The sequence below is a fragment of the Micromonospora citrea genome, assembly GCF_900090315.1.
GTDB lineage: Bacteria > Actinomycetota > Actinomycetes > Mycobacteriales > Micromonosporaceae > Micromonospora > Micromonospora citrea.
In genome coordinates this window covers 3,871,076-3,896,524 of record NZ_FMHZ01000002.1, presented here as the reverse complement: position 1 = coordinate 3,896,524, position 25,449 = coordinate 3,871,076, and the positions used below count along the sequence as shown (strand labels likewise).

The 25,449-nt window shown below is 75.9% G+C and carries 19 protein-coding genes and 2 pseudogenes; 8 read left to right on the top strand and 13 right to left on the bottom strand.

The window, feature by feature from the left end:
• Positions 1-296: 296 nt before the first annotated feature.
• Together hpt and GA0070606_RS17820 are read right to left on the bottom strand one after the other, a co-directional pair.
• Positions 297-872: a hypoxanthine phosphoribosyltransferase gene (gene hpt / locus GA0070606_RS17825; RefSeq protein ID WP_091101431.1), complete on the bottom strand. Its 576-nt coding sequence runs from the start codon at positions 870-872 to the stop codon at positions 297-299.
• Between the two features lie 100 nt (positions 873-972).
• Positions 973-1,221, bottom strand: a complete 249-nt coding sequence (locus GA0070606_RS17820) for a hypothetical protein (RefSeq protein WP_091101428.1) — start codon at positions 1,219-1,221, stop codon at positions 973-975.
• A 39-nt stretch (positions 1,222-1,260) separates the two neighbouring features.
• On the opposite strand from GA0070606_RS17820, the gene GA0070606_RS17815 reads away from it, so the two are divergent.
• Complete coding sequence (locus GA0070606_RS17815; protein WP_091101424.1) at positions 1,261-2,220, top strand: GlxA family transcriptional regulator; 960 nt, start codon at positions 1,261-1,263, stop codon at positions 2,218-2,220.
• Positions 2,221-2,415: 195 nt separating this feature from the next.
• Here the strand turns inward: GA0070606_RS17815 and GA0070606_RS17810 are convergent, their stop codons facing one another.
• The 4 genes from GA0070606_RS17810 to dacB form a co-directional block, all read right to left on the bottom strand.
• The gene (locus GA0070606_RS17810) at positions 2,416-4,059 is read right to left on the bottom strand and encodes a gamma-glutamyltransferase family protein (RefSeq protein ID WP_091101421.1); all 1,644 of its coding nucleotides are present in this window, start codon (positions 4,057-4,059) and stop codon (positions 2,416-2,418) included.
• A gap of 163 nt (positions 4,060-4,222) precedes the next feature.
• Entirely contained in the window at positions 4,223-5,215 is a 993-nt protein-coding gene (tilS, locus tag GA0070606_RS17805) for a tRNA lysidine(34) synthetase TilS (protein WP_091101417.1), read from the bottom strand.
• Positions 5,216-5,225: 10 nt separating this feature from the next.
• Positions 5,226-6,296, bottom strand: a complete 1,071-nt coding sequence (locus GA0070606_RS17800) for a zinc-dependent metalloprotease (protein ID WP_091101413.1) — start codon at positions 6,294-6,296, stop codon at positions 5,226-5,228.
• Positions 6,297-6,456: 160 nt separating this feature from the next.
• Positions 6,457-7,935, bottom strand: coding sequence for a D-alanyl-D-alanine carboxypeptidase/D-alanyl-D-alanine endopeptidase (dacB, locus tag GA0070606_RS17795; protein ID WP_245724963.1), 1,479 nt, complete (start codon positions 7,933-7,935; stop codon positions 6,457-6,459).
• A 685-nt stretch (positions 7,936-8,620) separates the two neighbouring features.
• On the opposite strand from dacB, the gene GA0070606_RS17790 reads away from it, so the two are divergent.
• A complete protein-coding gene (locus GA0070606_RS17790) occupies positions 8,621-9,127 on the top strand; it encodes an inorganic diphosphatase (protein WP_091107853.1) in 507 nt (168 codons plus the stop codon).
• Positions 9,128-9,161: 34 nt separating this feature from the next.
• On the opposite strand, the gene eccD is transcribed toward GA0070606_RS17790, so the two are convergent.
• Positions 9,162-10,562, bottom strand: coding sequence for a type VII secretion integral membrane protein EccD (gene eccD / locus GA0070606_RS17785; RefSeq protein WP_091101407.1), 1,401 nt, complete (start codon positions 10,560-10,562; stop codon positions 9,162-9,164).
• 102 nt (positions 10,563-10,664) lie between these two features.
• On the opposite strand from eccD, the gene eccCa reads away from it, so the two are divergent.
• From eccCa to GA0070606_RS17770, 3 genes and pseudogenes are all read left to right on the top strand, one after another.
• Positions 10,665-14,615 (top strand): type VII secretion protein EccCa, encoded by a 3,951-nt coding sequence (eccCa, locus tag GA0070606_RS17780; protein WP_091101404.1) that lies wholly within the window; start codon positions 10,665-10,667, stop codon positions 14,613-14,615.
• Between the two features lie 88 nt (positions 14,616-14,703).
• Positions 14,704-16,113 (top strand): annotated as a pseudogene (gene mycP / locus GA0070606_RS17775) (type VII secretion-associated serine protease mycosin); the annotation flags it as partial.
• Positions 16,114-16,227: 114 nt separating this feature from the next.
• Positions 16,228-16,953 (top strand): annotated as a pseudogene (locus GA0070606_RS17770) (phosphatase PAP2 family protein); the annotation flags it as partial.
• 195 nt (positions 16,954-17,148) lie between these two features.
• Here the strand turns inward: GA0070606_RS17770 and GA0070606_RS17765 are convergent.
• The 6 genes from GA0070606_RS17765 to GA0070606_RS17740 all read right to left on the bottom strand — a co-directional run bounded on the left by GA0070606_RS17765 (position 17,149) and on the right by GA0070606_RS17740 (position 22,529).
• Positions 17,149-18,327 (bottom strand): MarP family serine protease, encoded by a 1,179-nt coding sequence (locus GA0070606_RS17765; RefSeq protein WP_091101393.1) that lies wholly within the window; start codon positions 18,325-18,327, stop codon positions 17,149-17,151.
• 63 nt (positions 18,328-18,390) lie between these two features.
• The gene (locus GA0070606_RS17760; RefSeq protein WP_091107852.1) at positions 18,391-19,083 is read right to left on the bottom strand and encodes an NUDIX hydrolase; all 693 of its coding nucleotides are present in this window, start codon (positions 19,081-19,083) and stop codon (positions 18,391-18,393) included.
• A gap of 38 nt (positions 19,084-19,121) precedes the next feature.
• Positions 19,122-19,802 carry a TlpA family protein disulfide reductase gene (locus GA0070606_RS17755; protein ID WP_091101389.1) on the bottom strand — a complete coding sequence of 227 codons (681 nt, stop codon included), beginning with the start codon at positions 19,800-19,802 and terminating at the stop codon, positions 19,122-19,124.
• Positions 19,799-20,587 (bottom strand): endonuclease III, encoded by a 789-nt coding sequence (nth, locus tag GA0070606_RS17750; protein ID WP_091101386.1) that lies wholly within the window; start codon positions 20,585-20,587, stop codon positions 19,799-19,801. Before nth ends, GA0070606_RS17755 begins: the two co-directional genes overlap by 4 nt.
• 62 nt (positions 20,588-20,649) lie before the next feature.
• On the bottom strand, positions 20,650-21,810 hold the full coding sequence (locus tag GA0070606_RS17745; RefSeq protein WP_091101383.1) for a CapA family protein: 1,161 nt from the start codon (positions 21,808-21,810) through the stop codon (positions 20,650-20,652).
• 56 nt (positions 21,811-21,866) lie between these two features.
• Complete coding sequence (locus GA0070606_RS17740) at positions 21,867-22,529, bottom strand: adenosylcobinamide amidohydrolase (RefSeq protein ID WP_091101379.1); 663 nt, start codon at positions 22,527-22,529, stop codon at positions 21,867-21,869.
• 217 nt (positions 22,530-22,746) lie between these two features.
• Between GA0070606_RS17740 and GA0070606_RS17735 the strand changes: the two genes are divergently transcribed.
• From GA0070606_RS17735 to GA0070606_RS17725, 3 genes are all read left to right on the top strand, one after another.
• Positions 22,747-23,424, top strand: coding sequence for a Crp/Fnr family transcriptional regulator (locus GA0070606_RS17735; RefSeq protein WP_089003062.1), 678 nt, complete (start codon positions 22,747-22,749; stop codon positions 23,422-23,424).
• 180 nt (positions 23,425-23,604) lie between these two features.
• On the top strand, positions 23,605-24,348 hold the full coding sequence (locus tag GA0070606_RS17730) for a metallophosphoesterase family protein (protein WP_091101375.1): 744 nt from the start codon (positions 23,605-23,607) through the stop codon (positions 24,346-24,348).
• Between the two features lie 455 nt (positions 24,349-24,803).
• A complete protein-coding gene (locus tag GA0070606_RS17725) occupies positions 24,804-25,406 on the top strand; it encodes a TetR/AcrR family transcriptional regulator (RefSeq protein ID WP_091101372.1) in 603 nt (200 codons plus the stop codon).
• Positions 25,407-25,449: the final 43 nt, after the last annotated feature.

Below are 25,449 nucleotides of genomic sequence, written 5' to 3'. Positions count from 1 at the left end.
CGGTCATTCGACGGTACACCGTGCGCGCGAGGAGTGAGCTTGCGAGCCCCGCAGCCGCGCACGAACGGAACATCGTGTGCGCGCCCGGCGAGCTCGCGAGCCCGGCACCTGCGGCGTCGGGCGAACCGGGTCCAGCCGACGTGACGGGAGCCCCGCGCCCGGCCACCCGACCGCCCGGTCCCGCGGTTCGAGGGGTCGGGCGTGGAGAGTGCCTCCACGCCACCGGCCTATACCGTAGTCCGACTGACTGAGAGCCCGCTGAACGTCCGCTCGATGGACGCCGATGCGAGAGCTGCTCAGGCCCGGGCGTAGACCTCGGGCTTGAGCACGCCGACGTACGGCAGCTCGCGGTAGCGCTCGCCGAAGTCGAGGCCGTAGCCGACGACGAACTCGGTGGGGATGTCGAAGCCGACGTACTTGACCGGCACCGGCACCTTGACGGCGTCCGGCTTGCGGAACAGCGCGACGACCTCGACGCTGGCCGCCGAGCGGGACTCCAGGTAGCGCAGCAGCCAGGAGAGGGTCAGGCCGGAGTCGACGATGTCCTCGACCACGACCACGTGCCGGCCGGCGATGTCCCGGTCCAGGTCCTTGAGGATGCGGACCACGCCGGAGGAGGTCGTGCCCTGGCCGTAGGAGGAGACGGCCATGAACTCCAGTTCGGCGGGCGGCCCGTTGCGGCCCAGCGCCCGGGCGAAGTCGGCCATGAACATCACCGCGCCCTTGAGCACGCAGACCAGCAGGAGCCCGTCATCGACGTCGGCGTAGTCCGCCGAGACCTGCTTGGCGAGTTCCGCGGTCTTCTCGCGGATCTGCGCCTCGGAGATGATCACGTGGTCGATGTCGGCGTCGTACCAGGAGCCGTCAGCCATGACTCCTAGCCTGCCGTACGCCCGATGGCCTCCGTCGGCCGGGCCGCCCCTTTCGGAGCGGTCCCGCCCGGGATGAACTCCGCGAAGTCGGCCAATCGCCTCAGCTGGTAGGTGACCGCCAGCGGTGGCCGTCGTCGGTCGCCTTCCAGTCGGCGGAGTCACGACTGTCGGCCGTGAGCCCGGCGGCCGAGGCGACGGCGAGGACGAGGACGAGAAGCAGGACGAACAAGAACTCCATGGCGGCGCTCGCTTTCGCGTGATTGCTGTCGGTTTCGCCGCCGGTGCGCACCGGACTGACACCAGTCTGCGCCGGGTGCCCCTGACCGGACAGTGGCAGAAATGCCACCACCCCTCGATTTTCTGCCACCAGTGCGGTTACCCTCGTCACATGCTCCGATCCGTCGCGGTCATCGTCATGGACGGGGTCGCGACGTTCGAGCTGGGCGTCGTCGCCGAGGTGTTCGGCCTGGACCGCACCGCCGACGGATTCCCGGGCTACGAGTTCCACGTGTGCAGCCCCGACGGCGGTCCGGTACGCACCACGTCGGGCTTCCACCTGATCCCGCACGGCGACCTCGGCCACATCGAGGACGCGGACCTGGTCGCCGTGCCGGCACACGGGCTGAGCGGCACCACCCCGGCCCGGGTGCTCGATGCGCTGCGCCGGGCCGCCGACCGGGGGGCGTACGTGTTGAGCGTCTGCTCCGGGGCGTTCCTGCTGGGCGAGGCCGGGCTGCTCGACGGCCGGGAGTGCACCACCCACTGGCGGTACGCCGACGAACTGCAGCGCCGCCACCCCACCGCGAAGGTCCGGTGCAACTCGCTCTACGTGCAGGACGACCGCCTGCTCACCAGCGCCGGCACGGCGGCCGGCATCGACGCCTGCCTGCACCTGGTCCGCCAGGAGCACGGCTCGGCGACGGCCACCCGGCTGGCCCGGCGGATGGTCGTCCCCCCACACCGCGACGGCGGGCAGTCCCAGTACGTCGAGGCGCCCATCCCGGAGACCCCCGAGGCGCCCACCCTTACGCCGGTGCTGGAGTGGCTGATGGGGCACCTCGACCGGCCGGTGACCGTCGACGAGCTGGCCGAGCGGGCCGGCATGGCCCCGCGCACCTTCGCCCGGCGGTTCCGGGCCGAGACGGGCACCACGCCGCACCAATGGCTGACCAACCAGCGGGTGCTGCTGGCCCGCCGGCTGCTGGAGGAGACCCGGCTCAGCGTGGAGGCCGTCGCCGACCGGGCCGGCTTCGGCGACGCGGCGGCGCTGCGGCACCACTTCGTCCGCCGGGTCGGCGCCACGCCGCAGACCTACCGGACCACGTTCCGCGACCGTGTCGGGGCCTGACGCCCGTCACCGGCCCACCACCGGCCCGCCCCGCCGCCGCCCGGCCCACCGCCGGCCCATCCAGGACCCGCCGCCGGCCCGCCACCAACCACCCCCGGCCAGCCCAGGACCGCCGATACCGGCCGCCGGCCCGCCGCCCGGCCGCCACGAGCCGCCGCCGGTCCCGGCGACGGCCCCGCCGGGACCGCTGCCCGGTCACCAGCCGCCCATGCCGCCGTCGACCCGGGACTCGGAGCCGCCGACGTATCCACCCTCCGGCAGCCGCCAGATCGCCTGCCCGTACCCGAAGACCGCCGGCTCCGCCGCGACGGCGACCTCGTGACCCCGGGCCCGCAGCTCGGCGACCGCGGACCGGCCCTCGGCGGTGCCGACCAGTTCCGGCTCCACCAGCACCGACCGCCCGGCGTGCCAGTACCAGCGCGGCGCGTCCAGCGCGGCCTGCGGGTCGAGCCCGCCGTCGAGGGTCGCGGAGACGAGCTGCACGTGCCCCTGCGGCTGCATGTGGCCGCCCATCACGCCGAACGGCCCGACGGGCCGGCCGTCCCGGGTCAGGAAGCCCGGGATGATCGTGTGGAACGGCCGCCGCCCCGGCCCGACGGCGTTCGGGTGCGCCGGGTCGAGACGGAACCCCAGCCCCCGGTTCTGCAGGGCGAAGCCGTGCCCGGGCAGCACCACGTGCGAGCCGAAGGCCAGGTAGGTCGACTGGATCAGGCTGACCATCATGCCGCCGGGGTCGGCGGTGCACAGGTAGACGGTGCCCCCGCGCTCCGGGTCGCCGGCGGTCGGCACCCCGGCCCGGCCGGTGATCAGCGCCCGCCGGGACGCGGCGTACCCGGGTGAGAGCAGCGCCTCCGTCGGCACCGGCACCCGCTCCGGGTCGGCGACGTGGGCGTGCGCGTCGGCGAAGCCGAGCTTCACCGCCTCGATCTGCCGGTGCAGCCGCTCGGCGAGGGGCAGCGCCGCCAGATCAGACCCGTCCAGGATGTGCAGGGCCAGCAGCGCCGCCAGGCCCTGCCCGTTGGGCGGCAGCTCCCACACCTCGTGGTCCCGGTAGCGCGCGGACACCGGGGTCACCCAGGTGGAGGTGTGCCGGGCCAGGTCGTCGCCGGTGAGGAGGCCGCCGGTGCGGGCCGAGTGCGCGTCGAGGGCCTCGGCGATGCCGCCGGAGTAGAAGTCCTCCGCGCCGGTCTCCGCGATCCGCCGCAGGGTCCGCGCCGCGTCCGGGTTGCGCCACCGCTCCCCCGCCCGGGGCGCCCGGCCGCCGGGCGCGAACACCCGGCCGAACTCGGCGTACTCCTCGCCGGTCAGACCGGCGTGCCCGGCCATCGCGCGGGACCAGGTCGCCGCCACGCCGGTGGAGACGGGATGGCCGTGCTCGGCGTACCCGACCGCGTCGGCGAAGAGCTCCGCGAAGGGCAACGAGCCGAACCGGTCGTGCAGGTCCCGCCAGCCGGCCGGCGCGCCGGGCACGGTCACCGGCAGCCAACCCCGCGCGGGCATCGCCGGCCCCGCCGACTGCGCCCCGCCGAGCGCCTCGACCGGGGCCGCGCCGCGCCCGCCGGTCGCGGCGAGCACCCGCTCGCGGGTGAGCGCCGCCGGGGACCGGCCGGAGGCGTTGAGGCCGTGCAGCCGCTCGCCGTCCCAGACGATCGCGAACAGGTCGCCGCCGATGTCGTTGGACGGGGGCTGCACCACGGTGAGGGTGATCGCGGTGGCCAGCGCGGCGTCGACGGCGTTGCCGCCGCGTCGCAGCACCGCCAGGCCGGCCGCCGCGGCCAGCGGCTGGCTCGTCGCCACCGCGCCGTGCGGCGCGAAGAGCGGCTGTCGGGGGTACGCCATCCGCCATGTCTACCGCCTCCCGGCGGCTCCCGCGCCCCCGGAGGCGGCCGCCGCGGCCCCGCGCTCCGGTGCCGGGAGGCGGCCGCCGCGTCCCCGCGCTCCGACGTCGGGGACCGGGCGGGCCCGGGGACGGTCAGTGGGGACCGGGCGGGCCCGGGGACGGTCAGTGGGGAACGACGGTGGCGAGGCGGCCGTCGCGGCGGACCACCCGCAGCCCGCCGGGCAGGTGCGCGGCCCCCTGTCCCCGCCAGGCGGTGACCAGGGTGTCCAGCGCGGTCACGTGCCGGTGCGACAGGGCGGCCGGCGGGGCGCCCAGCTCCCGGGCCCAGGCGTGCAGCACCCGGCCGCGCACCGCGGGCGACAGGGCGGCCAGCGCCGGCACCGCCAGCCCGCCGTCGGGATGCCGGACGTCGGCCAGCGCGGCGACGGCCAGCTCGTCGAGGACGGCGTTGTCCGCCGCGACCAGCCGGGCCGTCCGGGCCAGGTTGTCCAGCACACCCGGCCCGAGCGCGCGGACCAGCGCGGGCAGCACGTCGGACCGGACCCGGGCCCGGGCGTACGAGGCGTCGGTGTTGTGCGGGTCGTCCCAGGGACTCAGCCCCAGCACCGCGCAGGCCGTGCGGGTCTGCTCCCGGCCGATCTCCAGCAGCGGGCGCAGCAGCGGCACCCCGTCAAGGTCCCGCCGGGCGGGCATGCCGGCCAGGCCACGCGGGCCGGCGCCCCGGGCGAGGGCGAGCAGCACGGTCTCCGCCTGGTCGTCGCGGGTGTGCCCGGTGAGCAGCGCCGCCGCCCCGCACCGGCCGGCCACGTCGGCGAGCGCCCGGTAGCGCGCCTCGCGGGCGGCCGCCTCGGGCCCGCCCGGCCGCCCGGTCACGTCGACCCGGACCGACTCGACCGGCGCCAGACCGGCCTCGCGGGCCCATGCCACCACCGCCGCGGCTCGCCGCGCCGAGCCCTCCTGGAGCCCGTGGTCGACCGTCACCAGGCCGGCGGCGCGACCCAGCCGGGGCGCCACGAACGCGGTGGCGGCGGCCAGCGCGAGGGAGTCCGCGCCGCCCGAGCAGGCGACCAGCACCGGGCCGCCGGGGGACAGGTCGGCCAGGGCGCGGCGGACCGCCACCCGGATCGCGGCCACCGGTGGAGCGAGCGCGGGCACGGGCCTGCCGTCAGCCGACGGCCTGCGCCGGGCCGACCGGCCCGTGCACCCGGGCCACCCAGGCGTCCGGGTCGCCGAGTTCCTCCAGGCGGGGCAGGGTCAGCGGCGAACCGAAGATCCTGTTGAAGCCGTCCATGCCGACGCGGTCCACCACCCCGTGCACGAACTTGCGCCCCTCGGCGTACTGGCGCATCTTGACCTCGACGCCGAGCAGCCGGCGGATGGCCTTCTCCAGCGGGTTGCCGGCCTCCCGGCGCCGGTTGAAGGAGGCCCGGATCCGCTCGACGCTGGGAATCACGTCGGGGCCGACGCCGTCCATCACGAACTCGGCGTGCCCCTCCAGCAGGGTCATCAGCGCGGTGAGCCGGTCCAGCACGGCCCGCTGCGCCGGGGTCTGCACGATGTCCAGCACGCTGGTGCGGCTCTCCGGGTCCTTGATCGCGTCGGAGAGGGTGGCCACGCCGCGCCGCAGCCGCTCCAGCAGGTGCTCGCCGCCGCTCGACGACGCGTCCACGAAGGCCTGCACCTCGCTGAGGAAGTAGGCCCGCATCCAGGGCACGGCGGTGAACTGGGTGCGGTGGGTCACCTCGTGCAGGCACACCCAGAGCCGGAAGTCGCGGGGATCGGCCTCCAGCTTCCGCTCCACCTCGACGATGTTCGGCGCGACCAGCAGCAACTGCCCCGGGTCGGCGGAGAACACCTCGTACTGGCCGAGCACCCGGCCGGAGAGGTAGGCCAGGACGGTGCCGGCCTGCACGCCGGTCACCCGGGAGCCGATCGCCTCGGTGAGCGGGCCGGGCTGCTTGTCCCTGGTGAGCCGGCCGACCAGCGGGGTGATCACCTCGCGCAGCCCGGCGATGTTGGTGGCCGCCCAGTCGCGCCGGTCCACCACCCGCACCGGCGGGTGCGCCACCTGCGAGCGCAGGCCCGTGTAGTCCGCGACGTGCCCCGCCGCCTCGTCGGTCAAGCGCCGCAGGTCACTGACCACGTCGGTGGCCTCGGCGTACGACACCCGGGGGCCAGACTTGCCCAGCGCCCCCGCGGTAGCGGCGGCCAGATCCCAGTCCACGAACTGCGCCATGCACCCACCGTACCCGCGCCGGGACACCCCGGCCGGGCGCGCGGGAGCGGCCCGTTCCCGGCCGGAGCCGTCGACGCCCGGCGGGGCGGGCCGCTGGCGGGGCAGCCGAGCCGCCCTTTCCGGCAGCGGTCGGTGCCCGGCCGGCCGGGCGACGAGCGGGTCAGCGGCAGCCGCAGGCGGCCAGCGCGGCGACGACCCGGTCGAGGGCCCGGCGGGGGAGGTCGCTGTCGACGGGCGGCACCCGGTCGGTGAGCACGGCGAAGCTGAGCAGCCGGCCGTCGGCGGTGGTGACCACGCCGGCGAGGGCGTGCACCCCGGTCAGGGTGCCCGTCTTCGCGCGCACCACACCGGCGCCGGCCTTCGCCGCGGTGTCGTACCGGTCGGCCAGGGTGCCGGACCAGCCGGCCACCGGCAGGCCGCCGAACATGACGGCGAGTTCCGGTCGGCTGCCGTTGCCGGCGAGGACGATCAGGTCGGTCAGCAGGGACGGGCTGATCCGGTTGTCCCGGGAGAGCCCGCTGGCGTCGGCGAGGTCGATCTCGTCGGCCGGCAGCCCGAGCTCGGCGACCACCGCGTCCATGGCGGCGGCACCGCCCTCGAACGAGGCCGGCTGGTTGCGGGCCAGCGCCACCTGCCGGGCCAGTGCCTCGGCGACGATGTTGTCGCTGTCGCTGATCATGACGTCGACCATCCGGTTCAGCGGCAGCGACTCCACCTTGCCCAGCTCGGCGCCCGGCCCGGGCGCGCCCCCCGTGGCGTCGGCCGCGGCGGGAGCCTTGCCGCGCTTCACCGCGTCGGTCGGCACGCCCAGCAGCCGGGCGAACGAGCGGCCCGCCGCGAGGTCCGGCTCCCGGGCCCGCTGGGCCGCGTGGTTGCCGTTCGCGTCGTCGCGCTTGGCGCGCGGCACGTCGGTGCGGGCGGCGTCGGTCATCAGCGCGGTGATCGCGCTGCCGTAGCCTCCGGTGGGGATGTCGGGGTCCCAGCCCGGCTCGTGGACCGGCCCCGAGTAGAGCGAGCCGTCTACGGTCACCTTCGTCGGCTTCGTGCCGCCGAGCGCCTTGCGCACCTGGGCGGCCAGGTCGTCCAGGCGCGCGGCCCCCGGGTAGAAGCCCTGCTTGTCGACCGCCAGGGTCGGGTCGCCGCCGCCGACGATCACCACCTCACCGGGACTCGCGCCGGCGACCGCCCGGGTCGGGATGCGGTACGTGGGGCCGCGCGCCGCCAGCACCGTCACCGCGGTCACCAGTTTGGTCACCGAGGCGGGCACGGTGGGGTCGTCTCCGCCCCGCGTGTAGAGGGGGTCGCCGGTGTCGACGTCGACCACCGAGATGTTCACCCGGCTGCCGAGGATCTCCTGCCCCAACAACGGTTCGAGCGCGGCGCGTACACCCTCGGGGGTGGGCCGTGGGGCGTTCGGGTCCGCGCCCGCCAGCACCGCCACGGGCGCCGGCTCCGCCGCCTGCGCGGTCTTCCGGTCGGCCGGCTCGTCGCCCAGCCAGTCGGCGACCGGTCCCGGCCGGACCACGGCGACCCCGACGAGGGCCAGTACGAGCACGAGCGCCGCGGCCAGCGCGATGGGCAGGACGCGGCGGCGGCGCGGGCCGGGCTCGGGGGGTGCGGCCGGGGGCGGAGCGCCCAGGTCGGGCGGCCCGCCGGCGGGGCGCGCCGCGGCAGCGGCCCAGAGGTCGGTCGCCTCGGGGCGCGGCGCCTGGCCGGCGGGGGCCGGACCGCCGTGGCCCGGCACGCCCGGACCGCCGGGGCCGGGCCCGTACCCGGGGTGGCCGCCGGCGCCGGGCCCGTACCCGGGGTGGCCGCCGGCGCCGGGCCCGAACCCGGGTTCGCCGCCGCTGCCGGGCCCGAAGCCGGGGTGGCCGCCGTGGCCGGGCGCCGACCCGTGGCCGGGCCCGAAGCCGGGGTGGCCGCCGTTGCCGGGCGGCGCGGCGTGGCCGGCGGCGGTCGGCGGGCGCCAGGGCGGCGGGGCGTCCCGGTGGGCGGCGGAGCGGTCGGGGGGCGAGCCGTACCCGTGGCCGGGGTCGCCGGCCGCCGCGGGCGTGCGGGGTGGGTGGGCGTCAGGCACCCGGAAGCGCCCGGCGGCACCGCCCGGAGCAGGTCGTCCGGTACCTCGTCCAGTGCCGGCCTCCGGGCGGTAGTGTGAATCTTCCCTCCCCACGACCCCCTCCTCCCCCCGTGAAAACTGCTTGGGTGACACTACTTCGGTCCGAACACTATGCGGCGGCCGGAGCCGGCGAGGGGCCATTCACCCCTGCGGGAGCGGCGTGCCGCTGGTTCCGTTAGCCAGCGTGGGCAAACGAGGGAGCGTGCAGATGGATTTCGACGTGACGGTTGAGATCCCCAAGGGCCACCGCAACAAGTACGAGGTCGACCACGCGACCGGCCGGATCCGGCTGGACCGCACGCTCTTCACCTCCACGCAGTACCCGGCGGACTACGGCTTCATCGAGGGCACCCTGGGCGAGGACGGCGACCCGCTGGACGCGCTCGTGCTGGTCCCCGAGCCGACCTTCCCCGGCTGCCTGATCCGGTGCCGCACCATCGGCATGTTCCGGATGACGGACGAGAAGGGCGGCGACGACAAGGTCCTCTGCGTGCCCTACGAGGACCCGCGCCAGGAGCACCTGCGCGACATCCACCACCTCGGCGAGTTCGACCGGCTGGAGATCCAGCACTTCTTCGAGGTCTACAAGGACCTGGAGCCGGGCAAGTCGGTCGAGGGCGCCACCTGGGTCGGCCGGCAGGAGGCCGAGGCGGAGATCGCGGCGTCGTACCGGCGCGCCAAGGAGGCCGAGGAGCGCGGCGAGTCCACGCACTGAACCGGCACCGACGTCGAACGGGCCCGGGGGCTGCTCAGCCGAGCAGCCCCCGGGCCCGTTCGTACAGGTCGAGCACCGCGCAGGCGACCGGCACCACGGAGACCACGAGGGCGGTGTCGGCCAGGTCGGCGACCCGGCCGACGTACGGGGAGACCGGCCGGCGGGCGTACATGGTGCCGGCGACCACCGCCACGAGGGCCAGCACCAGCCCGCCGACGACCAGCGTGAGCCGGCCGGCCGGGCCGGAGCCGTCCACGAGGACCGCGCCGAGGACGGCGTACCCGGCGAGGCCGGCGGCCACCGTCGGCACCCGGTGGCGCAGCGCCACGAACAGCCGGGAGCGCAGCAGCAGCACGGTCGCGGCGACCGCCACCAGCAGCCGGCCGGCGGTCCCGCCGGCGAGGCCGAGCACCAGCGCGGCGCCGACCGCCAGCACGGCGTGCCCGAGCAGCATCCCGGTGAGCGACTCCTCGGTGCGGGCCACCGCCGCGTAGACGCGGTCCCGGTCGGGCAGGTTCCGGGCGCGGTCGGCGCCACCCGGCTCGCCGGTCGGCAGCGTGATCGGGGGCAACGGCACCTTCCCGAGCCGGATCGCCAGCAGCGGGATCGCCCCCACGGCGAAGACCAGCACGCAGAGCAGCACCGCCGCCGTGCCGGCCGGGTCGAACGGCAGCGCCAGGAGCGCCGTGAGCGCGCCGACCACCCCGACGGTGGCGCCGGCCACGAAGACCCGTAGCCGGGTGGCGACGCCGGCCAGCCCGAGCACCGACACCAGCAGCAGCGTCACCGAGCCGGCCAGCAGCTCGGGGGCGCCCACCCAGCGCAGCCCGGGCACCGGCCCGACCGGGTCGCCGGAGCCGACCGCCAGGGCGCCCGCCGCCGCCGCGTACGGCAGGGCGTATCCGCCGAGCGTCGCGCCGGTCGTGGCGTCCCCGTGGGCGCGGGACGCCACGACCCCGGCGAGGGTGAGCAGCAGCGCCACCACGGCGGCGGCCGGCCAGCCGGCCCGCTGCCCCGGCCCGCCGGCCGTAACGGCGAGCAGCCCGACGGCCAGCGGCACGGCGGCGCCGGCCAGGGCGGCGGCCCGGGTGGCGGTCGGCGACCACGCGCCGCCGCGCCGCCGCGCCCCGTCCGCGATCGCCTCCACCACGTCGTCGTACTCCAGCTCGGGCCACTGCGCGCGGGCCGGCACCAGGTGCAGCACCTCCCCGTCGCGGACGCCCTGCGGCAGCAGCGCCTGGGCGGTGGCCAGGACCGCGCCGTCGGTGCGCCGCAGCACCCAGCCGCCGTGCCGTTCGCCGTCGTCGGCGAGCCCCTCACCGGCGTGCCGCAGCACCTCCGGCAGCAGCTCGGCCAGCGGCACCTGCTCGGGCAGCGCGACGTCGACCCGCCGCTGGGGGGCGCTGATGGTGACCCGGGCCAGCCCGATCGTCATCGACTGATCTCCATATCGCGCGGGGTTGGTGGCTGCGCGGACGACAGGACTTTACCTACCATGAGCCAGGCTCGGGTTACCGAGCGCTGTCAGGAGGGTCGAGTGTCCACTGTCGTCATCAAGCGGCCGCCTCGGCGCCCGGCGCCGGAGATCCCGGTCGGGGAGCTGCCGGTGGACGCGCCCCCGGAGACCCCCGCCGTCACCGGCGGGCGCTGGCAGCAGCTGCTCATGGTGCTGCCCATGCTCGGCGGCACGGTGGCGATGGCGATGATGTTCGGCCGGGGCGGCGGCGCCTACTCGTACGTGGTCGGCGGGATGTTCGGGCTCTCCTCGCTGGCCATGCTGGTCACCTCGTGGGGCAGCGCCTCCGGCACCCCGAAGAAGTCCGAGATGATGGCCGCCCGGCGGGACTATCTGCGGCACCTGACGGCGCTGCGGCGCCGCGTCCGGCACACCGCCGGGCAGCAGCGCGCCGGGCTCTACTACCGGCACCCGGATCCCGGCCGGCTCTGGTCGACAGTCGACAGCCACCGGGTCTGGGAGCGACGCCCCACCGATCCCGACTTCGCGGTGGTCCGGGTCGCCGTCGGCCCGCAGACCCTGGCGACCCCGCTGGTTCCCCCGGTCACCCGTCCGCTGGAGGAGCTGGAGCCGATGACGGCGGGCGCGCTGCGCCGGTTCCTGGACGCGTACTCCGTGGTGCCGGACCTGCCGGTGGCGCTCTCGCTGCGCAGCTTCGCCCGGGTCTTCGTGCGCGACCCCATCGGCGACGGACCGGCCAGCCAGGCGCTGGCCCGGGCGATGCTCGCCCAGCTCGCGGTCTTCCACGCCCCGGACGAGCTGCTCGTCGCGGTCTGCGCCGGGCCGGAGCGGCGGGCCGCCTGGGAGTGGGTCAAGTGGCTGCCGCACGCCCACCACCCCACCCGCACCGACGCCCTCGGCCCCGTCCGGCTGGTCACCAGCGCCGCGACCGAGCTGGAACAACTCCTCGACGAGGTGCTGGCCACCCGGTCCCGGTTCAGCCCGGCCGGGCCGGCGACCGACGGCCCCCACGTGGTGGTGGTGCTCGACGGGGGCGACCTGACCGGGGCCACCGACCTGACCGGGGACGGCGGCATCGACGCCGTGACGGTCATCGACCTGGACACCCCGCCGCCGCGCCTGCTGGACCGGTTCGCGCTGCTGCTGGAGCTGCGCCACGGCCGGCTGCACTCCCACTCGGCCGAGGGGCACGCCGAGGTCGGCACGGCGGACCAGCTCGACCCGGTCGACGCCGAGGCGATCGCCCGGCGGCTGGCCCCGCTGCGGCTGGCCACCGCCGTACGCGGTCCGGACGGCCCGCCCGGCGCCGAGCCTGGCCTGCCCGAGCTGCTCGGGCTCGGCGACCCGGAGGGCTTCACCGCCGAGCAGGGGTGGGCGCCGCGCTCCGCGCGGGACCGGCTGCGGGTGCCGATCGGGGTGGGCGCCGACGGCGGCGCCATCGAGCTGGACCTGAAGGAGTCGGCGCAGGACGGGATGGGGCCGCACGGCCTGCTGATCGGGGCCACCGGCTCCGGCAAGTCGGAGCTGCTGCGCACGCTGGTGCTCGGGCTGGCCGCCACGCACAGCTCCGAGCAGCTCAACTTCGTACTGATCGACTTCAAGGGCGGCGCGACCTTCGCCTCCTTCGACCGGCTGCCGCACACCGCCGCGGTGATCACCAACCTGGCCGACGCGCTGCCGCTGGTCGACCGGATGGTCGACGCCATCAACGGCGAGCTGGTCCGCCGCCAGGAGCTGCTGCGCCGGGCCGGCAACTTCGCCAGCCTGCGCGACTACGAGCGGGCCCGCGCCGCCGGCACGCCCCTCGCCCCGCTGCCGTCGCTGCTGCTGATCTGCGACGAGTTCTCCGAGCTGCTCTCGGCCAAGCCCGACTTCATCGACCTCTTCGTGCAGATCGGCCGGCTGGGCCGGTCGCTGGGCGTGCACCTGCTGCTGGCGAGCCAGCGGTTGGAAGAGGGCCGGCTACGCGGACTCGACACCCACCTGTCGTACCGGATCGGGTTGCGCACCTTCTCGGCGCTGGAGTCGCGGACGGTGCTCGGGGTGCCGGACGCCCACGAGCTGCCCCGCTCCCCCGGCCACGGATACCTGCGCTTCGGCACCGAACCGCTGGTGCGGTTCAAGGCCGCGTACGTCTCCGGGGCGCTGCGCCGGCGCGGCGCGGCGGCCGGCGCGGGGGGCGTCGGGGCCCCGCGCCTGCTCGCCTTCTCCACGCACCTCGTGCCCAAGCCGGAGCCGGTCGGGCCGCCCGCCCTGCCCGCCGCGGCCGACGAGGGCGGCACGGAGAGCCTGCTGGAGCTGATGGTGGACCGGCTGGCCGGCCAGGGGCCGCCCGCGCACCAGGTCTGGCTCCCCCCGCTCGGCCGGCCGCCGGCGCTGGACGAGCTGCTGGGGCCGGTCGCCGCCGACCCGAAGCGCGGCCTCGCCTTCGGCAACCCCGACCTGCACGGCGCGTTGCAGGTGCCGGTGGCGGTGGTCGACAAGCCCTTCGAGCAGCGCCGCGACCTGCTCTGGCTGGCGCTGGACGGCGCCGCCGGGCACGTGGCGGTGGTCGGCGGCCCGCAGAGCGGCAAGTCGACGGCGCTGCGCACGCTGATCTGTGCCCTGGCGCTCACCCACACCCCGGCCGAGGTGCAGGTCTACTGCCTCGACTTCGGCGGCGGCGGGCTGGCCGCGCTGCGCGACCTGCCGCACGTCGGCGGGGTCGCCGGCCGCGCCGACCCGACGGCCGTCCGGCGTACGATCGGCGAGATCGCCACGCTGCTGGTCGACCGGGAACGCCGCTTCGCCGAGCTGGGCGTGGAGTCGATGGCCGCCTGGCGGCAGCGCCGGGCCGCGCTGGCCGGCACGGACCAGCCAGCCGCGGACCCGTTCGGCGACGTGTTCCTGGTGGTGGACGGCTGGGCCACGCTGCGCGGCGAGTACGACGACCTGGAGCCGCTGATCACCGACCTCGCCACCCGTGGCCTGTCGTACGGGGTGCACGTGGTGGCGACGGCGGTGCGCTGGCTGGACTTCCGGCCGGCGATCCGGGACCTCTTCGGTTCCCGGCTGGAGCTGCGCCTCGGCGACCCGTCCGACTCGCTGGTGGCCCGCCGGGCGGCGACGAACGTGCCGGAGAAGACCCCCGGCCGGGGCGTCACGGCGGAGAGCCTGCACTTCCTCACCGCGCTGCCGCAGCTCGCCGGCGGGGACCCGACCGACCTGGTCAAGCAGGTCGCCGGCAACTGGACCGGCCCGGTCGCGCCCCCGGTGCGGCTGCTGCCGCCGGTGCTCCCGTACGCCGAACTGGACCTGACGGCGGCCACCGGCCTGCACATCCCGGTGGGGATCGCCGAGGCGGACCTGCGCCCCGTGGTGCTCGACTTCGCCACCGAGCCGCACTTCGTGGTCTTCGGCGACGCCGAGTGCGGGAAGTCGTCGTTCCTGCGCGCGCTGGCCACCTCGATCATGACCCGGTTCACCCCCGAGCAGGCCCGGGTCATCCTGGTCGACTACCGCCGCAGCCTGGTGGACCTGACCGAGTCGGCGTCGCCACACCTGATCGGGTACGGCTCCGCGGCGGCGCACACCACCGACCTGATCGAGTCGGCCGCCGGCTACATGGCGGGGCGGATACCGGGGCCGGACGTCACGCCCGGCCAACTGCGGCAGCGGTCGTGGTGGTCCGGGCCGGAGCTGTTCGTGCTGGTCGACGACTACGACCTGGTCGCCAGCGGGCCGTCCAACCCGTTGCGCGCCCTGGAGGAGCACCTGCCGCACGCCCGCGACGTCGGGCTGCACCTGGTGCTCGCCCGGCGTTCCGGCGGCGCCGGCCGGGCCCAGTACGAGCCGATCGTGCAGCGTCTCCGCGAGCTGTCCACCGCCGGGCTGGTGATGGCTGGCAGCCCGGAGGAGGGGGCGCTGGTCGGCCCGGTCCGGCCCGGACCGCTGCCACCGGGGCGCGGGCGGCTGGTCACCCGACGCGAGGGCGTACGCCTGGTCCAGCTGGCGTATCTGCCGCCTCCGTGACGGGTGTCCCCGGATCGCCCCGCCAGGGGCCCGCGAACCGGTAATCTCCGATCGTCATGTTTGCGTGTGCGAAGAACGGCCTGAGGATGTGACCAGGGTGCGGCACTGCTGCCCGTCGGCGGGTCGGCGGATCGCCGGGCGCGCGTTGCTCGGCCTGGCGGCCACCGTCGCGTCGGTCGCCGGTCCGGTCGCCCCGGCCGACGCCGCCGGGCCGCTCCCCGCCGAGGCCCGCACCGCCGCGCAGGTCGCCGGTCCGGTCGCCCCGGCCGACGCCGCCGGGCCGCTCCCCGCCGAGGCCCGCACCGCCGCGCACGGCGACGCCGCGCAGGTCGCCGCCGTGCCGGTGCCGCTCGCGCCCGACGCGAAGAGCCGCCCCGACCAGGTCCGCGACGAGCAGTGGCAGCTCGACCTGTTGCAGGCGAGGACTGCCTGGCGCAGCTCGACCGGCCGCGGGGTCACCGTCGCGGTGATCGACTCGGGGGTGGACGCCACCCATCCCGACCTGGCCGGCCGGGTGCTGCCCGGCCTCGACCTGGTGGCGCCCGGGGAGTCCGCAGACGCCGCCGACCCGGTCGGCCACGGCACGACCGTCGCGGGGCTGATCGCCGGCCGCAACGACGACGACCGCGGTGCCGTGGGCCTCGCCCCGGACGCCCGGATCCTGCCGGTCCGCGTCCTCGACGCCGAGAACCGCTACGACGACGCCATGATCGTCGCCAAGGGGGTCCGCTGGGCCGTGGACAACGGCGCCCGCGTGATCAACCTGTCCCTCGGCGGGAGCGGCGACAGCGCCGCCCTGGCCGCCGCGCTCGACTACGCCTTCGCCCGGGACGTCGTGGTGGTCGCCTGCACCGGCAACGTGGCCGCCTCGACCAGCTCCAAGGTCTGGTACCCGGCCCGGGAGCCGGGCGTGATCGCGGTCGCCGGGCTGGACCGCGACGGCGACGACCTCTGGTCGGGGTCGATCACCGGGCGGGCCACGGTGCTCACCGCCCCCGCCACCGGGCTGGTCGGCGCCCGCCCCGGGGGCTACTGGCGGGTGCAGGGCACCAGCTTCGCCGCGCCCCTGGTCGCCGCCACCGCCGCGCTGGTGCGCGCCCGCTACCCGCAGATGTCCGCCGGCGACGTGGTGAACCGGCTGCTGACCACCGCCCGCGACATCGGCCCGACCGGCCGGGACGACCGCTTCGGGTACGGCATGGTCGATCCGGTCGCCGCGCTCGACGCCGAGGTGAGCCCGGTGGGCCGCAACCCGCTCGACGACCAGACCTCGCCAGGTGTGGTCGGCTTCGGCCCGGCGCCCGGCTCGGCGCAGGCCGACGTCGCGGGGGCCGGGGGCGACCCGCTCGGCCTTGCCGCGCCGCGCCGGCAGACCCGGTGGGAGGCGCAGCCGGCCGGAGCCCACGAGGAGACCACGCCGGAACGGCTCTGGACCGGGGCCGCGCTCTTCGTCGCCCTGCTCACCGGGGCGGCGCTGATGGTGCGCAGGTTCCGCCAGTGGACCCCGCTGGCCGCCGCGCGCCGCCCGGCCGCCGGGGCGGGCGACCGCCGACCGGGCCGCCGAACGCCGAACGGGGTCTGACCGGGCCCTGTCCCGGGTAGAACTCCTGTCATGAGCACGCCCGGCCCGCGTAGCCTCGCCCCGCCGCCACCAGCCTCCTGGCGCAGCCGCCGCCTGCACCCGGACCACTCCCGGGGCCTGCGGCTGACCCTGGCCGTGGGTGCCGCGTTCCTGGTGGTCCCGTTCGCCCTGCTCGCGATCCTGGTCGGGCGGGACTGGCCCCCGCTGCGCCGGCTGGACCTGGCGGTGACCGAGGTGCTGGTCGGCTACGCCGCCGACCACCCGGCGTGGGTACGCCTGATGAGCCTCTGGACCGACGTGTTCGCCCCGATGCCGCTACGGGTCGGCGCGCTGCTCCTGGTCGTCTGGCTGGTCCGGCGGGGCGCCCGGCAGCTGGCGGTCTGGGTGGCCGTCACCATGGCGGTGGGCGGCCTGCTGAGCCCGCTGCTCAAGCTGCTCTTCGGCCGGCAGCGCCCCGACCTGCCCGACCCGGTGGCCCAGGCGCCCGGCCTGGCCTTCCCGTCGGGGCACGCGCTCAACGCCGCCCTGGCCGCCGGGGTGCTGCTGGTGGTGTTCCTCCCGCACGCGGGGCCGGTCGCGCGTCGCGTGGTGCCCGCGGCGGCGCTGCTGCTCGCCCTGGTCACCGGCTTCAGCCGGGTCGCGCTGGGCGTGCACTGGACCAGTGACGTGCTGGCCGGCTGGCTGCTCGGCGTGGCCGTGGTGGCCGCGACGGCCGCCGCCCTCACCGTCTGGCGGGCCGCCCCGCCCGGCCGGCCCACGCCACCGACGGCCTCGACGGAGCCGGCGCAGCACCACGGGCAGCGGGCCGCCGTCGAGGCCGGGTGGGGCCAGGGCGCGGGCGTCGACCGGGCAAGACCAGCGGACGCCGGCCGACCGGGGACACCGCCCCACGACCCGGCCGAGTGATTCGGTCGTCGTCCGTCAGGGTGCCTGCCGCGCCCCGTCGTCGCCTCAGGTGCACTCGCCGGTGCCGACGGCGCGGGTGCGCTCGGCGCCCGCCAGGGCGACCGGGCGGGCCTCGGCCGCGGTCACCGCGAACCCGGTGTTCGGGTCGTCGGCCGCGGCCGCGAAGATCACCCCGAGCACCAACCCGTTGGACGACACCAGCGGGCCGCCGGAGTTGCCGCTCTGCACGAGCGCCCGGATCGTGTAGATCTCCCGGGTCACGTTGCCGGCGGAGTAGATGTCGGGGCCGGTGATCCGGTCGACGTCCCGGATCCGCGCCGACTGGGCGTTGTACGGCCCGTCGAGCGGGAAGCCCAGCACGATGGCGTCCGCGCCGCTGCCCGCGTTGCCGGCGGCGAAGCGCATCGACGGGCCGGGCAGCCCGGGCACGTGCAGCACGGCCAGGTCCCGGTCGGGGTCGTACACGACCACCTTGCTCTCGTACCGGTCGCCGTTGAGTTCGACGACGGTGGAGCGGGTGCCGGCGACGACGTGCGCGTTGGTCATCACCCGGTCGTCGGCGTAGACGAAGCCGGAGCCCTCGATCCGGCGCGAGCAGCTCGGCGCGGAGCCGAGCACCTTGACCACCGAGCGCTGGCTGTTCACCACCACCTGCGAGCCGGCCAGCGCCGGGTCGGGCGGGGACACCTGGCGGGCCCGGGTGGGCGCCAGGTCACCGAAGACGTCGGGGAAGCCGTTGGTGTCGACGGTGTCCCGCAGCGCCGTGGAGAGCCGCTGGGCCTGGTCCGGCAGGACCCGGTCGACCACCGTGAGCAGGGCGCTGTTGCGCACCGAGGAGGCCAGCCAGGGCAGCGACGACGAGCCGAGCGGCACCGCGACGAGCCAGGCGACCAGCAGCACGGCGAAGAGCGAAACGAACGCCCCGCCGATGTCGTCGGCCCGCCGGCCCACGTCGCTGGTGATCGTCTTTCGCAGGTGGGAGCCGAGCCAGCCGGCTAGCGCCTGGCCGACCACCGCCAGCCCGAAGACCGCCACCAGGGAGATCAGCACCCGGGTGCCGCTCTCGACGAACTGCTGCGCCAGCAGCGGCCCGACCTGGAGACCCACCAGCGCGCCCAGGAAGAAGCCGGAGAACGACAGCACCCCGATGACGAAGCCCTGGCGGTATCCGCTGATCGCGAACACGAGCATGAGCAGCAGCAGTACGAGATCCACGGCGGACACGGGTCAAGCGTACGGGCACGGGGCCCGCGGGATGACCATCGCGTGCGGAAGGTGACCGCCCGTTCAGCGCACCGGGGTCTCGTCGACCGCGTCGGTGCCGGCCGACGGTGCCGGGCTGGCCCCCCGCGGCGGCAGGTCGACGACCCGGTCGCGCGGCCACGGCCGGGCCCATCCGCCCAGCTCCAGCAGGGTGGCCAGGACCCCGGCGGTGAAGCCCCAGACCAGCATCCCGCGCGCCGAGAACGCCGGGCCGATCCAGCCGCTCGGATGGCGTACGCGCAGCCGGTTCTCCGGGTCGACCAGCTCGGTGACCGGCAACCGGACCACGTGCGCCACCTCGGCCGGTTCCCGGGGGTGCACCGGGTGCGGCGTGTGCCACCAGCCGAGCACGGGGGTGACCACGAAGTCGCTGACCGGGATCCAGAGCTTCGGCAGCTCGGCGAGGACGGTGACGCTGGTCGGGTCGAGCCCGACCTCCTCGTTGGCCTCGCGCAGCGCGGTGGCCGGGGCGTCGGCGTCCTCCGGGTCGGCCGCGCCGCCGGGGAAGGCCGGCTCACCGGCGTGGTTGCGCAGGACGGCGGCCCGCTGGAGGATCAACACGTCCGGCCCGACGCCGGGCTCCTCGCCGAGCAGCACCAGCACGGCGCTCTCCCGCCCGCCGCTCTCAGGCGTCCTGAGCCGGGTGAAGTCCTCGGCGCGGGCGTCGCCGAGCCGGGACAGCAGCGGGTCGAGCCAGCCCGGCGCGCTCCGGCTCACGTCGGCGCCCCCGCGCCCCACCGCGTCCGCCCGATGGCTCACGCCGGCACCGCCAGGCCGAGGTGCTGCCGGACCAGCGCCGCCAGGCGGGCGTCGTCGAGCTGGCCGGAGGAGTCGATGTGCCGGACGCGGCCCTGCCCGTCGACGAAGACCGTCAGTGGGATGGCCTTGCGCCGCAACTCCTGCTTCAGCCGCTCACCCCGGTCGACCAGCACCGGGAAGCGGACCCCGAAGTCCTCCCCGATCGCCTGGGCGCCCTCGCGGCTGTCCCCGCTGTTCACCCCGACCACCCGCAGTTGGCCGGCGGCCCGCTCGCTGAGCCGCTGGAAGGCGGGCAGCTCCCCCCGGCAGGGCGGGCACCAGGAGGCCCAGACGTTGACCACCGCCGGGCCGCGCACGTCCCGCAGGGCGACGGGAGTGCCGCCGGTGAAGCAGTCCAGGGTCAGCTCGGGCAGCTCCGCCGCGCCCGCGGGTGCGGCCGGCAGGTCGACCGGCGCCGCGGCGGCGGGCGGCGTGCCGAGCGCCGCGCAGTCCTGAAAGGGCGACGGCCGGTTGGCGGCGGCCTCCTGCCGGCCGGACGGGCCGCTCTCCTCCTCGGTGCCGGCGGCGGTGCACCCGGCGGCGGCGAGCAGCACGGGTACGAGCAGGACGGCGAGGCCGGCCCGGCGACGACGGGGGCGGTGGCCGGCGGCGCGGGCCGGGGCGGTGCGCCGGTTCACGGCGCCTCCGCCACGATGGCCTGGACCGGCACCAGCTCGGGATCGACGCCGGCCGCCACCGCCAGGTCCCGGGCCCGGGGGCCCTTGAGCAGCTTGGCAGCCGCCGCCGGCTCGGTCGGCCCGGTGCCGTACGACGGGCAGAGCTTCGCCAGCGTGCACGCGCCGCAGGCGGGCTTGCGGGCGTGGCAGACCCGCCGGCCGTGGAAGATGACCCGGTGCGACAGCATCGTCCAGTCGCGCCGGGGGAAGAGCGCCCCGATCGCGTGCTCGACCTTCACCGGGTCGGTCTCGGCGGTCAGCTGCCAGCGCTGCACCAGCCGCCCGAAGTGAGTGTCGACGGTGATGCCGGGCACGTCGAAGGCGTTGCCGAGGATGACGTTGGCGGTCTTGCGGCCGATGCCGGGCAGCGTCACCAGGTCGGCGAGCTTGCCGGGGACCCGGCCGTCGTACCGGTCGACGAGGGCCTGGCCGAGCTTGATCAGCGAGTCGGTCTTGTTGCGGTAGAAGCCGGTGGGCCGGATCAGCTCCTCCAGCTCCGCCCGGTCGGCCCCGGCGTAGTCGGCGGCGGTCGGGTAGCGGGCGAAGAGCTTCGGGGTGACCTCGTTGACCTTCTTGTCCGTGCACTGCGCGGAGAGGATCGTCGCGACGGCCAGCTCCAGCGGGCTGGAGTGATCGAGCTCACAGTGCGCGTCGGGGTGGGTCTCGGTGAGCACCCGGCCGATCCGTCGGGCACGGCGCGTACGCCCGAGGTCGGTCTCGGCGGGGCGGGCGGAGCTGATGGTCACGCCGGCCAGCCTACGTCGCCGGGGTGACCGTCCGCCGGGGCCACGCGCCGCGCCCCGTGCGGTCAGCCGCCCTGCGGCGGGCTGATCGCGCCGGAGTCGTCGAACCGGGCACCGGTCTCCGGGAAGTCGCTCCTGCTGAGCTGCTTCACGAGGCCCAGGCCGCGGTCGTCGCCGTCCATGGTCGGCTTGCCGGCGGAGTTCATGTACGTCGAGACGAACGAGCCCCCGGCCCAGCTGCCGTCCGGCTTCAGCGACACCTTGAGCACCCCGCCCCAGCCGAGCCGGCCGGCGTTGCTCAGCGAGTTGCCCCCGCCCGCGAAGTTGCCCAGGCTGTACGCGATCAGCCGGCCCTTGTAGAACTCCATGCCGCGCAGCACGTGCGGGCCGTGCCCGACGATCAGGTCGGCGCCGGCGTCGATCATCGCCTTGGAGAACTTGACCGGGTCGCCCCGGTTCTCGCCGAGGAACATCTCGGTGCCGGGACGCACCCGCGTCTTGTCGGCCCCCTCGCCGCCCATGTGCACCTGCACGACGACGACGTCGGCCATGCCGGCGGCCTTGGTGATCACCTTCTTCGCCGCGGCGATGTCGACGAGGCTGTTGGACCAGACGTACGACGAGAAGCCGGCCACCGCGACCTTGACCCCCTTGACGTCGACCACGGTGATCTGGTCGGGCGCCCCGGTGTGCGCGAGGTCGTACTTCTCCAGGGCCTTCTGGGTGTTCTCGTAGCCCTTCGGGCCGAAGTCGTAGCCGTGGTTGTTGGCCTGGTTGAGCAGGTCGAAGCCGGCGTCGCGCAGGTGCGCCGCGTAGTCCGGCGGGGCGCGGAACTGGAAGCAGCGGGTGGAGTTCGGGCCGCACTTGCCGGTGCCGGTGTCGACGGTGAGCGGCTCCTCCAGGTTGCCCATCACCAGGTCGGCGGCGAGCGCCTTCTCGACGGAGTCGAAGAAGCCCTTCCCGCCCTTGGCGGGCAGCCGGTTCGGCGCGTTGCCCATGATGATGTCGCCGGTGGCGGAGAGCGAGATCGCCTGCTCGGCGGGCGAGCTCGGCTCGCCGGACCGGGCCGGGGCGCCGGTGCCGGTGCCGCCACCGCCCTTGCCGGTCTCCCAGACCGGGTCGCCCCCGGAGCCGGGGTCGCCGCAGCCGGCGGCGAGCAGGACGGCGAGCAACGCGCCCAGGGCGAGCGCGAGGCGGCGGGGCGGAAGGAAGGCGGCAGCGTACATCGAGCGCGACCCTATCGGGTACGCATCGACGAAACGAGGGCCATTCGGACGAATGTTCAGCCGGCCGGTCGTTCGGACCACGGAACGACGGTGCCGCGCCCGCCGGCCGTCACCGCGGCGTGCACGGCCCGGGCCAGCGGAGCGCCCCAGGTCGAGCGGGGTCCGCCGTACGCCGACTCCGGGCCGTCGACCGGGCAGAGCACGGCGACCGCGTCCGTCGGGGTGCCGGTGCCCGGCAGGCCCAGCTCGGCGATCGCCTGCGCCTTCGCCTCGGTGGCGGTGGCCACCGCGTTGACCAGGGCGGCGTCGCCGAGCCGCGCCGGGACGTACACGACGATGTTGACCGTGCCGACCCGCTGGGCGAGCACCGCCCGGCCGGGCTCCGCCGCCCGGATCGGGGTGCCCAGGCCGACGGTGGCCCAGACGCGCACGCCGGTGTCCGCCCGCGCGACCACCTCGGCCACGTCGACCCCGGTCAGCAGGCCCACCCCGGGCCCGTCGAGGTCGAGCCCGTCGGCCAGCCCGGCCAGGTGGTCGGCGGGGTCGTCCCGGTCGTACGTCATGGGTACGGTGGCGTTGACGACCCAGTGCCGGGCGCCGAGCCCGCCGCCCAGCGGCGCGGAACTGACCGCGCGCAGCGGCCGGTCGGCGCGCCAGACGAGCAGCGGGACGTCCCGACCGTCCTCCCGACGGGCGGCCAGCACGGGTTCGCTCAGCACAGGGGTGACCCTACGACCCGTCGTCCGCCGACCCGCCGGCACCCGGCGAGCGCGCGATCTTACTGCTCGATCACGTCGCTGGGGTTACACCCAACGATCAAGATTCCAGGGGTGCACCTCTGATTCCAGCTCACGTGCGCCTAGACTGGCGACGCGCGAGGGATCAGCGGACGGCGGACCCGGCCGAGAAGACGGCACGCGCAGGTGGAGGTGCGCGATGGACGAGGTACTGGCCCGCAGCGGGATCTTCCAGGGCGTCGACCCGGAGGCTGCCGAGGCGCTCGCCAAGGAGATGGAGACGCTCGAGGTCCGCAAGGGCGAGATCGTCTTCAACGAGGGCGAGCCCGGCGACAGTCTCTACATCCTGCTGTCCGGCAAGATCAAGGTGGGCCGGCGGGCGGCCGACGGCCGGCAGAACCTGATCGCGGTGATGGGCCCGTCGGACATGGTGGGCGAGCTGTCGCTCTTCGACCCCGGCCCGCGCACGGCGACGGCCACGGCGGTCACCGACACCCGCCTGGTGCGGCTGCGCAAGCAGGCCCTCCGCCCGTGGCTGAACAACCGGCCGGAGATCGCCGAGCAGCTGCTCCGGGTGCTGGCCCGCAGGCTCCGCCGGACGAACGACTCGCTGGCCGACCTGATCTTCACCGACGTGCCCGGTCGCGTCGCGAAGAACCTGCTCCAGATGGCCGGCCGCTTCGGCACCCGCGACGGCGGCGTGCTGCGAGTGACCCACGACCTCACCCAGGAGGAGATCGCCCAGCTCGTCGGCGCCTCCCGGGAGACCGTCAACAAGGCGCTCGCCGACTTCGCCTCGCGCGGCTGGCTGCGCCTGGACGGCAAGAGCATCATCATCCTGGACCCGGAGCGCCTGGCCCGCCGCGCCCGCGTCTGACGCGGTCCTCGGGCGGGCTGCGTCTGACGCCGTCCTCCAGCGCGGTGTGCGTCTGACGCGGCCCTCCAGCGCGGGCTGCGTCTGACGCGGCCCTCCGTCGCGGGCTGCGTCTGACGCGGGGCCGTCTGCCCGGGGCAGAATCGCTGGACTCCGGCCCCGCCCGGCGGTCAGGGTGGAACGATGCTGGACCGCGTCGCCGTTCTCTCCGACATCCACGGGGTGCTGCCCGCGCTGGAGGCCGTGCTGGCCGAGCCGGACGTCGCCGCCGCCGACCTGATCGTGCTCACCGGCGACATCGCGGCCGGCCCGCAGCCGGTCGAGGTGCTGGACCTGCTCGCCGGCCTCGGCGACCGGGTCTGCTGGGTGCGTGGCAACGCCGACCGCGAGCTGGTGGAGTCCCGCGCCGGCCGTAAGTCCCCGATCGACGTGTCGAACTGGGCCGCCGAGCGGCTCCGCGTCGACCACCTGGAGCGGCTGGCGGCGTTGCCGCTGACGGTGACCCTGGAGGTCGCCGGCCTCGGTCCGGTGCTGTTCTGCCACGCCACTCCTCGCGACGACGAGGAGGTCGTGCTCGTCGACTCCCGGATGGAACGCTGGGCGGAGGTGCTCGCCGAGGTGCCGGCCGATGTCGGGACCGTGGTCTGCGGGCACACCCACATGCCGTTCACCCGGTTGGCCGACCGGCGGCTGGTCGTCAACCCGGGCAGCGTCGGGATGCCCTACGGCGGGCCGGGTGCCTACTGGGCGCTCCTCGGGCCCGGGGTGCACCTGCGGCGTACCCACTTCGACGTGGACGCCGCCTGCGCCCGGGTGGCCGCCGAGTCGGGCTACCCCGACGCCGCCGAGTGGGCGGACGAATACCTGCGCTCCCGGCACAGCGACGCCACGGCGCTCGCGGTGTTCGCCCCGCGCGACGGCCGCTGAGGACGGCCGGGCGGGATACCCCGCACGCCCTGTCGAGCTGAGTCGTCTACGACATCACCGGCGAGCGCGCCGCGTCACGGTCGGATCCGGGAGGTCGCGGCCGACGCGAGGGCGGTCGGCGCAGCTCCTGGCCGCCCACCTGATCCGGCGGCACCGTCGAACGACGACAGCCGTCTCGCTCTTCGGCCCAGCCCTTGGTCGAGGTCGAGGTCGAGGTCGTGCGGCCGGCGCGGTCGGGGGTGAATCGTTTACGACATCAGTTCCACAGCAGCCGACAGGCCATCCAGCTGCGCCGGAAGGCAGCGGATCCGCGCGGGCAGGCCCTCGAAAGGCAGCGGGTCCGCGCGGGCAGGCCCCCCGAAAGGCAGCGGGTCCACGCGGGCAGCGACCATCCACTGCCGACCCCAGAAAAAGTCAGTCTTGACTGTTTGTTTCCCGGGCGGCACGCTGTCCCCGTGCCCGCATCGATCCGCGTCCCTCAGCAGGAACGCAGCCGCGCCACCAAGGCCCGGCTGCTGGAGGCGACCGTCGAGTGCCTGGTCGAGCACGGCTGGGCGGGCACCACCACCACCGTCGTCGCGGCCCGGGCCGGCGTCTCGCGCGGCGCCCAGCTGCACCACTACCCCACCAAGGCCGCGCTGGTCACCGCCGCCGTCACGCACCTCACCGAACGGCGGGCCGAGGAGTTGCGCACCGAGGCCGAGGCGCTGCCGCCCGGCCCGCAGCGGCTCGACCGGGTGATCGACCTGCTCGCCACCTCGTTCACCGGCCCGCTCTTCGTCGCCGCCCTCGAGCTGTGGGTCGCCGCGCGGACCGACCGGGAGCTGCGCGAGGCCCTGCTGCCCCTGGAGGCCCGGGTCGGCCGCGAGATGCACCGGCTCACCGTCGCGCTGCTCGACGTGGACGAGCGCCGGCCGGGCGTACGCGAGGCGGTGCAGGCCACCCTCGACCTGCTGCGCGGCCTCGGCGTGGCCAACCTGCTCAACGACGACTCGACCCGCCGCGCCGCCCTGCTCACCACCTGGAAACGCCAGCTCTCCACCCTGCTCGCGCCCTGACCGCCGCCCCTGACCGGCCCGGCCGGCCCGACCCGCACCGGAG